The organism is Paenibacillus sp. FSL H7-0690, from assembly GCF_037980415.1.
Classification (GTDB): domain Bacteria; phylum Bacillota; class Bacilli; order Paenibacillales; family Paenibacillaceae; genus Paenibacillus_AQ; species Paenibacillus_AQ odorifer.
In genome coordinates this window covers 2,108,149-2,121,777 of sequence record NZ_CP150281.1, presented here as the reverse complement: position 1 = coordinate 2,121,777, position 13,629 = coordinate 2,108,149, and the positions used below count along the sequence as shown (strand labels likewise).

Here is a 13,629-nt window from a genome sequence, read left to right as displayed (position 1 = left end):
TCCTAATACTCAAGTCCTTCATAGCTAAACCAGTCGAAATCGGCATAGCTTTCGCTCTTTGCACCTTGAGAGCTTGTGTACATCCCGAGGTATGCTCCTGTGAATCCTCCGGCCAGATCGGTGCTGAGCACTCTGCCATCCGTCCGTTCACAGAAGGCTGTCCACTTGGCGGCTTCAGAAGCTCTGTAATAGAAGCTATACTCTTGTCCTCTGGCTTCCACCTTAAGTTGTACCTGATCCTGTAGATATGGCACTGACGCCAGCAGCTGCTCGCTGCCACCCATCCGATGAATCAGCTGTAATACACGTTCGCCTGCCTCTAGCCCCAGTTCATAACGGAAGTGGTGATCCGCATTTTGGAGGAGAACAAGACCAGCTACTTCCCCTTCTGCAGCGGGACTAAACGTCATGTCAGTCGCCGCTCTGAAGCTCAAATGCTGCTGGCGTCTACCGATATAAGATGGATTGGCAATCTCCGAGAGCCGTTCTGGCTTCAGGCGAAGCCGCAGAACTCCAGACTTGTCGGTAAGACTCCAGAATTCACCCCGCGGTGTCCGCAGGAAATTCCAGATCGGTGCCAGCTCATTACCTATAAACTCATCGCGCGCAGGCAATTCCGGCCATTTTGTCTCTGGCAAATCCGGAGCCTCCGTCTCAAATTCCAGCACTCCTTTGCCAGGATTGACCACAGGCCATTCATTCTCCCAGATTACCGGTGTCAGGAAGGTTTCACGTCCCAGATTGCGGTAATAACCACCGCTGGTTCGTGAAGCCAAGCAGAACATCCACCAGTCACCATGCTGAGTCTCCACTAGCTCTCCATGACCCACATTAACAATAGGATACGCTCTGCCAAGATGGCGATGCGTCAGAATCGGATTGGCTTTATGGCCCTCATAAGGACCGGTCACACTCTTGCTTCTGGCAATCGTAATCGCATGAGTATGCCCGGTTCCGCCCTCGGCAATCAGCACGTAATACCAAGCGCCGATCTTATAAATATGCGGTCCCTCTTGCGCATGAGCTACCTTGAGTGCGCCTTGCCAAATACTATGCTTCGGACCGATTAGCTTCCCTTGGCTGAGATCAATCTCCTGCAGCCAGATATCCATATGCTTCGGATAATCCTGCCCTTCCGGCGGAACACGGTTGCCGGTATAATACACCTTGCCGTCTTCATCGAAGAACAAAGAGGAGTCAATACCGGGTGCATCCTCCAGCCATACAGGGTCAGACCAGTCTCCGGCCGGATCGGTTGTTGTTACATAAAAATTATGCTGGTTCTTGTCATTGTCAATAAAAGTGGTAATCATATAGAAAACTCCCTCATGATAGCGGAGCGTCGGTGCCCAAATACCCATGGAGGGAATCGAGTGATCCAGATTGAGCTGGGACGGGCGGTCCAGTACATGGCCAAGCTGTCGCCAATTGACCAGATCCTTGCTGTGGAAGATAGGAACGCCTGGGAAAAATTCAAAGCTTGAAGTCACAAGATAATAATCTTCACCAACACGGATAGCGGAAGGGTCAGGATAAAATCCCGGCAGCACTGGATTGCGGAATGTTCTCATTAAAAGTAATCCTCCTCAAAACAATTCAAATGTAAGCACCACCAATTATAGTTCGTATAAGTTTAACTTTCTTGTATTTTCTATGTTCTATTTCTTCATTTTTATACTTTCATGCTATATTGCCCATATTTCACTCCTTGTCAGCGAATGGCCTTTCCCTCTAGAATGGGTGTAATAGGATTTACCTGAAGGGGTGAGCAGCTTGGGAAAAAGAAAGAAATTGTACTCCCGCTTTTTTATGAGCCTAACCGCGATTTCAGTTTGCTGTATTCTAGTACTGGCTGTAGTGATCTTTTATTGGTACCGGAATATTACGATAGATAATGTCAACAAGGCGAACCAAAATGTACTGGTGAATACTGAAACCGTTTTTACAAACTATGAAGAGATCGTCCAGAACTACGCTATGGACTTCTATAGGAATCCAAACATCAACGCGCTCATGATGAATGGCGATACCAGCTGGAGCGACCAGTTGTACAGTGCCTTAAGCCAAATCCGCGGAGCATTGGTTGTGAACCAATATATGGAGAACGCCTACATCATGGGAGTGGATGAGCCTGTTGCCATGTTCGAAAACCTTCCGCTAAGCCCTGAATCCAAGCTGGAGCTATTCTCGAGAATGCGGGATAACATCATTGTTGAATCACCGTTTCTGTGGGAGGCAACCTTGAATAACGGTACCCCCATTACCCTGCTCACCGTGTTTTATAATGATCGGGCGTTTGCGGATAGCGAATATAATGGTGCGGTAGCACTGACCGTCAATTTGGGAAAGCTGCAGAATAATCTGTTTACGCAAAAAGAAGGCGAAGCCACCCGTTACGCTGTGCTTGACGGAAAAGCATCTGTGCTCATGCACAGTGCATTATCTGACACCCCTCTGGAAGAGGGCATGTTAAAGCAGGTGGTGTCCTCCACCTCAGAAAGAGGCTCTTTTGTCTATAAGGGAGGTGAAGAGCCACAGCTGATTACCTATGTATATTCTGCAGCGGACAAGCTGTGGTTTGTGTCGGAGACTTCCTACAAGGATAGCATCCGTGATATCTCCAATGCCCGTAATCTGATGACTGGCCTGTGCTTGGCCTTGATTGCCGCCGCATCTATAACCGCCAACCTGATCTCGCGGCGGATGTATAAGCCAATCGGCCGGCTCTTCGGCAATATCGCTCATCTATCTGGCAATGAAGAAGCGCTGAAAACCGGTGGCGATTTCGATACCGTAAGCCAGGAGCTCGAACAGATTGGCGTTAAGCTGGAGCAGCTAAAAAAAGAAAGCGATGATAGCGCCTTGATGCGGTGGCTGCTTTCCCCGCAGAGAACACCAGAGAACAGCGGGACACCCCTGATGAGCATAGCCGCTTCTGGGGGAGCATATTGTGTATGCGTGCTGACCGCTCTGGAGCCCGAACAACCTGAAGACTCCGACTTCCGGCATACTTTTGAGGAAAACATACAACAGATTGAACATGCCTTCTGTGAACTTGCAGCCATTCAATCCTTCCGCCCGCATCAAGGCACTGCTGTACTTATTCTGAGCGAGCTTCACAGCGGCAGCTTCGGCGATTACGCTTTGTACCGCGGCAAATGGGAAGAAATCGCCGCTCAGCTACAGCTTTCCGGAGCCTGCTGCGCCTTCGGAATCAGCGGGCTGACGGATGATTTAAACCTACTGAGGGCTAAATACAATGAGGCTGCGGACAGTCTGCAATATATTAAATTTCATGTGCAGCAGAACATCATCTTTGCCGATGATACGATCCACCTGAACAGCAGCCCAATGCCCGACAGTGCCCTTGAACCGGTACTGCAAGCCGTTAAGCAGACGGAACTCTCGAACCATATTCCGCAGGCAGTGGAGAGATTGCTGGCAGTAGCCTGCAGTTACCGCGTCGAGCCTGCCACCATCGCTTTATCGAGACTGGTCTTTGAACTCAGTCGCACGGCTGAGCTTAATGCAGACGTCCAGCATTCCGGCTTTCTAGATAATTACCAGCATATCTGGCAGATCCAAAGCTATGACAAGCTATGGAATTGGATTGTAGACAGCTGTTATACCGCCCACGAGCGTATTGCCAGCATGAGCGCTGTACAGACCAAGAGCATTGCTGGTGAAGCCATTTGTTATATCAGAGATCATTATGATGACTCCAGGCTCTCCCTTAATGCCCTTGCTGACAAGCTATCGCTAAGTCCCGCTTATCTCAGTAGACTTATTGCCGACGAAGTAAACTGCAGCTTTCCCGATTTCGTTAACCTGCTGCGTCTGGAGCAGGCGCAGATGTTATTAGTCACTGAGCTTGACTTGGATATCCGGGAAATTGCCGAGAAAGTGGGCTACAACAGCAGCACCTATTTTACAACCCAGTTCAAAAAGCGTTATGGGGTTACACCTTCTAAATGGAGAATGAATCATATTTTGCAGAAACAGAATCTTACTGATTGACCCGCTAAAAGTAAGGAACAAAGGGGATGTCCCGGCAGCATTTTCATAGCCGGAGACATCCCCTTTTTGACTTTCAATGAATAACCCTCGCGCCGGCCTATACTATGAAATCCCCCTTTAAATCAGGCTTTTGAGCACCCTAAAAACAAAAAAGTTCTGTCTTTTTCGTTTTTTTAAGCTGCCCTTTTCCGCTTTTTTTAACTTTTTTCCGTTTATTATGATAGCGTTTACATTCCGGGTGGATTTATGATTTTCATGTAAAGCGTTCTCCTAAAACAAGGGACGGAAATGACAACGCTAGTATAAAGGAGTGGACTGTTAATGATGCAAGAAGCTACATCGGAGACACAAGGAATGCCAAGTCCGGGAATCAGGACGGCCAAAGCCAAGAGCTTCCGTAAATCCCTAAGGAAGGACAGCTCGCTTTATTTGCTCGCTCTTCCGGGAATCATCATTCTAATTCTTTTTGCTTATCTGCCGATGAGTGGTCTGATTCTCGTCTTTAAAAATTACAACTTCAACGACGGAATCTTCGGCAGCCCGTGGGCCGGCTTCTCTAATTTCGAGTTTTTCTTCTCTAGTATGGAAGATTCTCTTAGGGCTACACGTAACACGGTGATGTTAAATGCGCTGTATATGCTAACCGGCACGTTTTTTTCAGTGGCCATCGCCATTATTCTAAATGAGCTGCGCAGCAAATGGTTTATCAAAATCACGCAGAGCGTCATGTTTTTCCCGTATTTTATTTCCTGGATTATTATCGGAGCCATTCTGTTCTCCCTGCTGGATTACGACAAAGGCATTATGAACCAGTTGCTCCAGACATTCGGCTTCTCCCAGGTTGACTGGTATTCCAGCCCTTGGCTATTCGTAATCATTCTCGTGCTAGCGAATATCTGGAAAAGCGCTGGTTACGGCGCCATCATCTATTATGCGGTGCTGCAAGGCATCGACACTTCCTATTATGAAGCTGCAAGAATCGATGGTGCCTCCAGATGGCAGATTATCACCAAAATTACGGTGCCCATGCTGATTCCGTCGATCATTCTGATGACGCTGCTGGGCATCGGGGGCATGCTGAAAGGCGATCTCAGTATGATTATGGGGGTAACGTTCCTGAATCCGTTGCTTCTGCCGACTACCGACATTATCGATGTGTATGTATACCGCACAGCCATCCGTTCCGGAGAATTCGGCTTTGCTTCAGCCATCACGCTCTATCAATCCGTCTTTGGTTTCATTCTGGTGCTGGTGGCCAACAAATTAGCCGGCTGGTATGACAAAGACAGCAAACTATTTTAGGAGACTGATAAGATGCAAACTACCGAAAACAAAGGCCTGCTCATTTTCTTTTACATCTGTATTGCCGTATTTTCCGTAATCTGTCTAGCGCCGTTTATTCTGGCAGTATCCGGCTCATTATCTACCGAATCCAGAATCGCCGCGGAAGGCTATTCGTTCTGGCCCAGAGGCTTTACCTTTGAAACCTATGAATTCCTGTTTGGCTCGAAGACACAGCAGATTCTGCGGGCGTATTCCATGTCGGTGATCGTTACGGTGCTGGGTACCGTGTCGGCCGTATTGGTGACCACCGCTTACGCTTATGTCATTTCCGTTAAAAGCTTCCGGCTCAAAAATTTCTTCGCCTTCTTCGCCTATTTTACAATGCTGTTCAGCGGAGGAACGCTGCCATGGTATCTGCTTAGCACCAAATATTATCATTTGGGCGATACGCTCATCGGCCTGTTCATCCCTTATGTGCTAAGCGTCTTTCTGATGTTTCTCATGGCTAACTATTTCCGCAGCATCCCGCATGAAATCGTGGAATCTGCGCAAATCGATGGTGCCGGACATCTGCGGATCTTCTTCAGCATTATGATTCCGCTGGGCCGTGTCGGACTGGTCACCATCTCGCTCTTTTACGCACTGCAATTCTGGAATGACTTCTATTTGCCACTAATGCTGGTATCCGATCAGGATCTCTATACGATCCAATATTTGATGTACAACATGATGGCGAACATTCAGTTCCTGGCTTCCGGCAATGCTGCTCAAGTTGGTGGAGCTATCATCGCACCGCCACTGGAGACAGCCAAAATGGCAATGACCTGTCTGACCGTTTTGCCAATCGCCATATTATATCCTTTTCTCCAGCGCTTTTTTGTCAAAGGCATTATCGTAGGTTCAGTCAAAGGCTAATTTCCAGCAAGGATGCCATATTATGTTCGGTTGCACCGGGTTTATGCTCCCCTACTTCTTGATGTACAATGGGACTTAAGGGAGCACGGCCTTTGCAATAGATGCCTCAAACATTATGATTCTATTTCAGGAGGGTTCATCATGAAAAAGAAAAAAGGTTGGTTAAGTTTGCTCCTCGCTGCGGTGTTCTTGGTAAGTGGCTGTGCTCAGGGCAACAATGAAAGCGCTCCCCCTAGTTCTGGAACTGGAAATGAAGGTACCTCTTCCTCTACGGATAGCGGTAGTAAAGACGGCAGCGCCTTGGCTCCTGCCAAATTGAAAATTGTGCTGTACGGGGATGAGTCCAACCGGATGAAGGAACTAGCGAAGACATCGTTCTACGACACTATTAAGAAAGAAATCAATGCTGAGGTTGAATTTCAGTTTCTTCCTTGGACCGAATATGGCGGCGGTAAAACTGATTTAATGCTGTCTACGGGAGAAGACTTCGCAACTTATACAGATGCCAATTACATGGTAAAATCTGTGGCAAAGGGGCTTTATGCCGACCTCACTCCGTATGCCGATGCAGCCGCTGATTTGAGTAAAAATGTGGACGAGGCCTCCTTCAAAGCCTTTCAGCTGGAAGGCAAGCAGTATGCGATCCCCGTCGGCAACAAACCGAATTCTGCGGAATTCTACAGTGCGCTAGTTAGACAGGATTTGCTTGAAGAAGCCGGCATGACACAGGTCACTTCACTGGGAGAACTAGAGCAGTTCTATGATAAGGTCCATGCCATTCATCCCGAACTGATCGGGTACGCTAACACCGATGCACGCAGACTCCTACAATATGATTACACGGACAAAAACCTCTATTGGCAAAATGATTTTATTGCCCTGGATGAGTCTGTGAAGGATGATCAAATTATTAGCTGGTTTGAAACCGAAGAGTTCAAGAGTTATGCGAACCTTATGCACGGCTGGTATGAAAAAGGAATCATTCCAAAATATGCCGCCACCAATGTCCCACAGCTGCAGTCTGACTGGAACTCCGGAAAAGCGATGTTCTGGGCCGGAACAGCAGCACGCCCATTCGAAGGTGCGGCAACCATCTCACAAGCAGTGCCTGATGCCAAACTGGTCAACTATTTCCTCGGCAGCGGCCGTCCAAAAATCAGCCGCGGCACTTACAGCACCGCCTTTTTTGTCTCCACCGCAGCTAAAGACCCTGAACGTTATATTATGTTCTTCAATCTGCTGCAAAAAAACCAGGAGCTGTACGACTTGTTCGCCTACGGGATAGAAGGAACTGACTATACGCTGGATGAAAAAGGGCGTTTGACCAAAATAACCACTGATTCGCTGATTCCTGACTGGCTGCTGATGAACAAAAACTTCATGCGTTTCGACAACACGGTACCGGACGAGTTTATTGCAGAATATAAAGCTTGGGACGATGGAGCCATCATTTCCAAAGGTGCCGGCTTCAACTTTGACAATACACCCGTCAAGAATGAAGAAACGAAGCTGAACGGTGTATTCACTGAATACCTCGCTCCGATCGGCAGCGGCTTCAGTGATTATGACACCGCCTTTCCCAAAGCGCTAGACAGACTAAAAGCAGCGGGAATAGACAAATATATCGCTGAATACCAGAAACAATTTTCCGAATGGTACGCTAAGCAGCAGTAAGCACCGCCGCGGCAATTATCATACAGCTCAAGAAGCGTGTCTCCATTAAGGAGCACGCTTCTTTTGGCCTTCGAACACCGTGATGAAAGCGGTATAATGGCCAACCTTGAATCAATACGACGGCGAGCAGGATAATTCAATCAAAATGATTACGTTTGGGGAATTTTCGTTGCTGATACTCTTAGAATTATTTTCAAAGTAACTTGAAGGATAAGAGGGAAACTGCTCATTGGTTAAAAGCGCAAAAATAAAAATTTAAGCGGCATTTTATACTGGAGATATACTCGTTATAGTTTAATACTATAAACATTATTCTTATTATATATTAGACCAATAAACGCCAATAGCGCTATTATGTGATTTATAATAATAACGTGGAGGGATGGTCTGATGTCTATTTATGATTTTCAAGCAAAGTCAATTCATGATGAGCCTGTTGAATTGTCCATTTATCGCGGGAAAGTTCTGCTTATTCTGAACACTGCCAGTAGGTGCAGCTATTCTCGCCAATTACCTGATCTCCAAAAAATTTACGAAATTCACCATGAGCAAGGGTTTGAAATACTTGGTTTTCCTTGTAACCAATTCAACGAGAAAGAGCCAGAAAGCAACTCGGAAGTACATAAATATTGTGAGAGCAACTTTGGAGTTAAGTTTCCATTATTTGAGAAAGCTGAGGTTAGGGGACCGTCTGCCCATCCTTTATTTCAATATCTAACACAGCAAGCACCATTTCAAGGATTCGATACTGAGACATCAGGCGGTAAATGGATGCAGGATTTTCTGCAGGAAAAGTATCCGGACATATATGCCGGAGATGGGGTTAAGTGGAATTTTTCAAAGTTTTTAATCGATAGAAACGGTCATGTATACGGTAGATACGAAACAACGACTGAACCCTTTGACATAGAGCCATTTATTGAATCACTTCTTTTAAAGTAAATGAATCCGATTGGTAATTTAACCCACAGAGAACGATAGTTTAACATAAAGGGTTTACATATTAGGCACGCAAAACATTTAGAACCCTTTATGTTATTTAAATTTCATTTCTTACTTTGATTAAATAATATAAAGTCAGAATAAATTGTATTAATAAGATAAGATATAAGCCAATAACCAGTAGTACATAAAGAATTGCCTGTCCTCCACCAATAGAAAAGACTATACCTATAACTAAAAACATGTTTTATCGGATTACTCCCTTTATTTATGTATATATCTTTGCTGCCTGACGACGATACCGATTTCTTTCAACTGAAGCACCATCTTTTTGACTTCAATAAAAAGACAACCTTCTTCAAGAAGGTTGTCTCTTATGTGATCAAGCGCTTGCTTGTAAGCTAAGCAAACTCCCCATCGTAAGTTCTTATTCACTAATCGCTGCGTTATCGTATAAGTCAACCAATTCGTCGAAGGAGGTAATAATGACATCAGAGCCCTTCAGCTCATCCTGACGTCCGAAGCCTGCATAGGCGCAGCCGATTACGGTCTGGCCATTTCCTTTACCTGCCTGAACATCAGAAGAACGATCCCCAACCATCCAGGCACTGCTGATACCATGATTATCCAAAAGAATACGTAGCAGCTCGGTCTTAGTCGCAGTGCCTTGACCTCCCGCACTATACAAGCCTTCGAACAACGCCTTAAGCTCATGCACCACAACGATGCTATGAATGTAATCCTCCAGCCCGTTGCTAGCCACAAACAGCTTCACTCCGCGCTCTTTAAGCGCTGTCAGTGTCTCAACCACCTGTGGATACAGTAGTGTGCCTCCGGCTTCAAGCCCTTCAATCTCCAGCTGCAGGAGCAATTCATCCGCCCGGCGGTGCACGGCTTCATCTGCTTCAGGCATAACATTCTTCCAAATGTCTGCCAGCAACATCCCTAAGCAGCCTAGAATACGTTCTTCTGGTGGTGTAGGTCCTACGTATAGTCCCTCTTCCCGCAAAATATCGAACATTTTATGATATGCAGGCAATAAAAGACTTTCAGTCTGGAACAATGTTCCATCCATATCAAATACAATCGCTTCTGGCTTGTTCAGTTTCGCATGAACCACGTTTTGTTCCGTTCCATGTACTTCGTTACTCATCTGTTGTTCCTCCCCATTCTGTTCTGCTTCAGGTAAGACATTCATCTGTGCGATATTTCCAGTACAAGCCCTATGATATATGAAATCGCTTTGTAATGTCCATGCTCTTAACTTTTTCTGTTGCAGTTTATATTTCGTTATGCTATATTTCAATCTGTAATATTACAACTTGAAATATAAAGGAGAAATAACCATGTCAAATCAATTAATCATGCGCTTCCTCAAGCAGCCTGCTACCATCATTGGAATTATAACTGCACTGTTGTTCCAAGTTTTTTTCAGCTTAATTTGGATTACAGGGTACGATCATGTAACGGATCGGGTAGATCAGCTGCCCATTGCTATTGTTAATGAGGATGGTACAAATGCCCAGCCTATAGTCGATGGGATTGCAGGATCACTTCAGTTCGTAACCAGACAGGATCTCCAACTAGAAAATGCAAAAGAAGCACTTGAGCATAGAGAAATCCGCATGATTATCAATATTCCCCAAGGGTTCACTGGACAGATCAGTAATCCATCTGCAAAGACTGAACTCCACTACTTCTTAAATGAATCTAATCCGCAGATGGTCAGCAATGTGATGCAGTCGGTAGCACTTAAAGTCACGGCTGCAATGAACACTCAAAGCAGTAATTCAGCACTAAGCCACACCTTGGATGCTATGAATCTGCCGCAGGCACAAGCGGAGATCATCAAAAGTGCTGCAAGCAGCCGCATTTCCGCCAACGTCGAAATCATTAACCCTACAACTAATTTTGCACAAACTATGGTACCCTTAATGATCGTTACCGCCTCATTTACCGGTGCTATGTTACTCGCGATGAATCTCCATAAAGCTTCCTCCAACTTGTCTGGACAATTCAGTAAATGGAATCGCTTTGCAGCCCGATTTGTCATAATGGGTGGAACGGCTGTGCTTATCTCACTAGTGGGAACTATCATGGTTAACTCACTCGGTATCCACTCTAATCGTGGCTTTCTGCTTATGTGGCTGTTCGAGTTCACGGTAATTCTCTCCTGTATGATCCTTGCTCAGTTTAGTCTGCTGCTCCTCGGGGATGCTGGCGGCTGGCTAAATATTGCGCTTCTCTCCATGCAAATGTTAGCGTCCGGAGCAACTATTCCACGCGATGTGCTTTCACCTTTTTATAACTGGATCGGTCCCTTTTCGCCCGCTTACTATGCAGTTAATGGTATGCTCGACCTGGTTATCGGGGGTAACGGGGTATGGAAGGATATGTTCTATTTACTCTGTATTGGGGCAACAATTGCTGTATTAAGCGTACTTGTCACTTTCCTCCGTAAAGAAACTCGGATCTCACGAGAACAAGAGCCCGTGCCAGTAAATGCGTAATTATACAGTTTGCCACTCCGGCTATGCCATTTCAAATTGAGAGCGATATGCAGTTGTGATATGGTAGGAAGTGAAAGAAAGGAGCGGCAATGATTTATGAACATACAAGATGTTATTCTGGGGATTTTAAGCGAAAAACCTCATTCTGGTTACGAGATAAAACGACATTTCGAGGAATACTTCTCATTTTTCTTCGATGCCAGCTATGGCACGATCTATCCTACCCTAAGCAAGATGGAAAAGCTGAATCTGATCACTAAAGAATCTGTGCGACAGGAAGGCAAACCCGACAAAAATGTATTCACCATTACCTCTGCCGGCTTGGATCAGTTCCACGCTTATCTACAATCACCAGCCGAAAAAGATGTTCTGCGTTCTGACTTTTTTATGCACCTGTATTTTGGGGAAAAGACGGACAAAGAGAACATAGATAATCTGCTTCGGCAAGCATTGATAGAAAAGCAGGCAATGTACGACGATCTGGAACAGAAGTTGAACCAGCTAGATTACAAGTTATCTTCCTACCAGAAGTTGTGCATGGAGCTAGGCCTCGTACAATATGATGCTTTTATCAAAAAAATCCAAAGTGTGCTAGAGTCTAAATAAAACCCGCTTTCGAAAGTACACCATAAAAAAAGAACCAGTATTACATGCACATCTTGTGCTTGTAATACTGGTTCTTTTTTTTGAAATCATATGTGGTATATGGATTATGCTCTATCAAAGCTTGCAATAAGTTCATCAAGAACATCTTTGCTTACCATTTTACCTTTGAAATTGATCAGGTTTTCTGAGCTTCCGGAGAAGATACAAGTTGGCTCATATTTTCTAAGGATAATCTTTTCAGCGTCTACAAAAATCTCGAGCGGGTCTTTTATGTCGATTCCCATTGTTCTACGCAGTTCAATAGGAATTACGATACGTCCCAATTCATCCACTTTTCTTACTATGCCTGTTGCTTTCATCATCGTACATCCTCCCTTGAAGTCACATTTATAATCATTCTTGCTAAAAGCTATGTACGCTTCTATATGATAGTAATGATTACGCTACTACCTAATTCTAAAGTTCTATTCATTTCCTGTCAATTATTTTTCTACATTATATGATATTATTCGACAAAATTTCGACAATGTATGATATCTGTTGAGCACCAAGATTTGAAGCCATGTCAGAACACAAAAAAATAGGGGCTTCTCTGGAATGTCGAAATTCACCCAGAATGTAACCCTACTTGATGACAATTCTACCCTAAAATACCTTCGTTAATCTATTTGTAAATCTTGTCACTCCGCTTATCCGCAATCACAGTAAGTAGGAAATTGTCGAAAACTAGCAAGAACGCTACTCCGTCATTTACCCAGATGTTTAGTAAGTCAAACTTAAATGTGGACTTTTGGTGAAAAAAAATAAAACCGCCTAAGAGGTCACCAACGCATTGACCCAGGCGGTAATTATGATAAAAAGTTCTTAATCATTTAATTAACAGGTTTTTTTTTCGCAGCATTGAATCTAGACTAGCTTGACGGATACTATTTAAATTCATGCTATCTTCTTCTTCGCTGCCACTGGATATTTCTGTGGGTAACCCAAATTGTGATATGGGATCATTACTGCTTACTTTATTTAACGAGTCCAATTGGTCTGCACGCTTCTTTTTGTCTGCCTCTACTTCTTTTTGAATCTTTTCCCGCTCGGCAGGTGTCAAGTAATCACCAATCACCCAAAATGTAGCTGTTCCATCCGGATGTATAACGACACCACTGACATCACCGGGTTTATCATTCGCACTGGAAGTAAAATGATCCTGTATGATCGCTTCTACTTTGTTTTGCAGTTGTGGATCTGTTGCCGACTGATTCAGTATATTTGGAGCAATGGTTACATTTCCTTTGCCTGCACAATTGGAGTAAACACCCTTTACCGCTTCTTTGCTCTTGGGTATAGCTTGCACGTTGATCTTAATGTCGAATTTTTCTTCCAAATGTGTCAAAACCGCTTCTGCATGGGTTGTCGATAAGACATCTTGAAAAGAAATCTCTGAATTCTGATTTTTTGGGCTTACTTTTGTTGTTTCCACACGATTCAGGCTACTGAGTGAAGCTACATTCAACAACTTAAACCAACTCCCTTCTTCTTTTTTCCTGTAGAATGCGGCAAATTGTATTAGTTCGATCTAGGCGGTTGAAGCATCCATTTAATATATCGGATTCCTGAATTTGTATTTACAGTGTTTTCTCCAATTGAAATACAAAGAAGCCCGCTCCCAAGTATTAGATACTAGGAG

General features: G+C 44.7%; 11 protein-coding genes. 7 read left to right on the top strand and 4 right to left on the bottom strand.

All coding sequences use genetic code 11. The features are described 5' to 3' along the window. Positions 1–2 precede the first annotated feature (2 nt). On the bottom strand, positions 3–1,571 hold the full coding sequence (locus tag MHI32_RS09160; RefSeq protein ID WP_340012195.1) for a glycoside hydrolase family 43 protein: 1,569 nt from the start codon (positions 1,569–1,571) through the stop codon (positions 3–5). Between the two features lie 202 nt (positions 1,572–1,773). Between MHI32_RS09160 and MHI32_RS09155 the strand changes: the two genes are divergently transcribed. From MHI32_RS09155 to MHI32_RS09135, 5 genes are all read left to right on the top strand, one after another. After that, positions 1,774–4,017 (top strand): helix-turn-helix domain-containing protein, encoded by a 2,244-nt coding sequence (locus tag MHI32_RS09155; RefSeq protein ID WP_340012194.1) that lies wholly within the window; start codon positions 1,774–1,776, stop codon positions 4,015–4,017. A 321-nt stretch (positions 4,018–4,338) separates the two neighbouring features. After that, the gene (locus MHI32_RS09150) at positions 4,339–5,319 is read left to right on the top strand and encodes an ABC transporter permease subunit (protein WP_081383729.1); all 981 of its coding nucleotides are present in this window, start codon (positions 4,339–4,341) and stop codon (positions 5,317–5,319) included. 12 nt (positions 5,320–5,331) lie between these two features. Next, a complete protein-coding gene (locus MHI32_RS09145) occupies positions 5,332–6,216 on the top strand; it encodes a carbohydrate ABC transporter permease (protein ID WP_340012193.1) in 885 nt (294 codons plus the stop codon). 141 nt (positions 6,217–6,357) lie between these two features. After that, a complete protein-coding gene (locus tag MHI32_RS09140) occupies positions 6,358–7,890 on the top strand; it encodes a DUF3502 domain-containing protein (RefSeq protein ID WP_340012192.1) in 1,533 nt (510 codons plus the stop codon). Positions 7,891–8,280: 390 nt separating this feature from the next. Beyond that, complete coding sequence (locus MHI32_RS09135; RefSeq protein ID WP_076308246.1) at positions 8,281–8,832, top strand: glutathione peroxidase; 552 nt, start codon at positions 8,281–8,283, stop codon at positions 8,830–8,832. A 427-nt stretch (positions 8,833–9,259) separates the two neighbouring features. Here MHI32_RS09135 and MHI32_RS09130 read toward each other — a convergent pair whose 3' ends face one another. Continuing rightward, on the bottom strand, positions 9,260–9,985 hold the full coding sequence (locus MHI32_RS09130; RefSeq protein WP_076184256.1) for an HAD hydrolase-like protein: 726 nt from the start codon (positions 9,983–9,985) through the stop codon (positions 9,260–9,262). Between the two features lie 193 nt (positions 9,986–10,178). Between MHI32_RS09130 and MHI32_RS09125 the strand changes: the two genes are divergently transcribed. Beyond that, positions 10,179–11,342: an ABC transporter permease gene (locus tag MHI32_RS09125; RefSeq protein ID WP_076124849.1), complete on the top strand. Its 1,164-nt coding sequence runs from the start codon at positions 10,179–10,181 to the stop codon at positions 11,340–11,342. Between the two features lie 96 nt (positions 11,343–11,438). After that, positions 11,439–11,948: a PadR family transcriptional regulator gene (locus tag MHI32_RS09120; protein ID WP_036684013.1), complete on the top strand. Its 510-nt coding sequence runs from the start codon at positions 11,439–11,441 to the stop codon at positions 11,946–11,948. 104 nt (positions 11,949–12,052) lie between these two features. Here MHI32_RS09120 and MHI32_RS09115 read toward each other — a convergent pair whose 3' ends face one another. Then, complete coding sequence (locus MHI32_RS09115) at positions 12,053–12,310, bottom strand: AbrB/MazE/SpoVT family DNA-binding domain-containing protein (RefSeq protein WP_036684015.1); 258 nt, start codon at positions 12,308–12,310, stop codon at positions 12,053–12,055. Between the two features lie 506 nt (positions 12,311–12,816). Next, positions 12,817–13,458 (bottom strand): DUF6033 family protein, encoded by a 642-nt coding sequence (locus tag MHI32_RS09110; RefSeq protein ID WP_076278566.1) that lies wholly within the window; start codon positions 13,456–13,458, stop codon positions 12,817–12,819. Positions 13,459–13,629: the final 171 nt, after the last annotated feature.

Coding starts and splice junctions, on each gene's coding strand:
- MHI32_RS09160 (WP_340012195.1), bottom strand. CDS start 1,571: ATGAGAACATTCCGCAATCCAGTGCTGCCGGGATTTTATCCTGACCCT.
- MHI32_RS09150 (WP_081383729.1), top strand. CDS start 4,339: ATGATGCAAGAAGCTACATCGGAGACACAAGGAATGCCAAGTCCGGGA.
- MHI32_RS09145 (WP_340012193.1), top strand. CDS start 5,332: ATGCAAACTACCGAAAACAAAGGCCTGCTCATTTTCTTTTACATCTGT.
- MHI32_RS09140 (WP_340012192.1), top strand. CDS start 6,358: ATGAAAAAGAAAAAAGGTTGGTTAAGTTTGCTCCTCGCTGCGGTGTTC.
- MHI32_RS09135 (WP_076308246.1), top strand. CDS start 8,281: ATGTCTATTTATGATTTTCAAGCAAAGTCAATTCATGATGAGCCTGTT.
- MHI32_RS09130 (WP_076184256.1), bottom strand. CDS start 9,985: ATGAGTAACGAAGTACATGGAACGGAACAAAACGTGGTTCATGCGAAA.
- MHI32_RS09125 (WP_076124849.1), top strand. CDS start 10,179: ATGTCAAATCAATTAATCATGCGCTTCCTCAAGCAGCCTGCTACCATC.
- MHI32_RS09120 (WP_036684013.1), top strand. CDS start 11,439: ATGAACATACAAGATGTTATTCTGGGGATTTTAAGCGAAAAACCTCAT.
- MHI32_RS09115 (WP_036684015.1), bottom strand. CDS start 12,310: ATGATGAAAGCAACAGGCATAGTAAGAAAAGTGGATGAATTGGGACGT.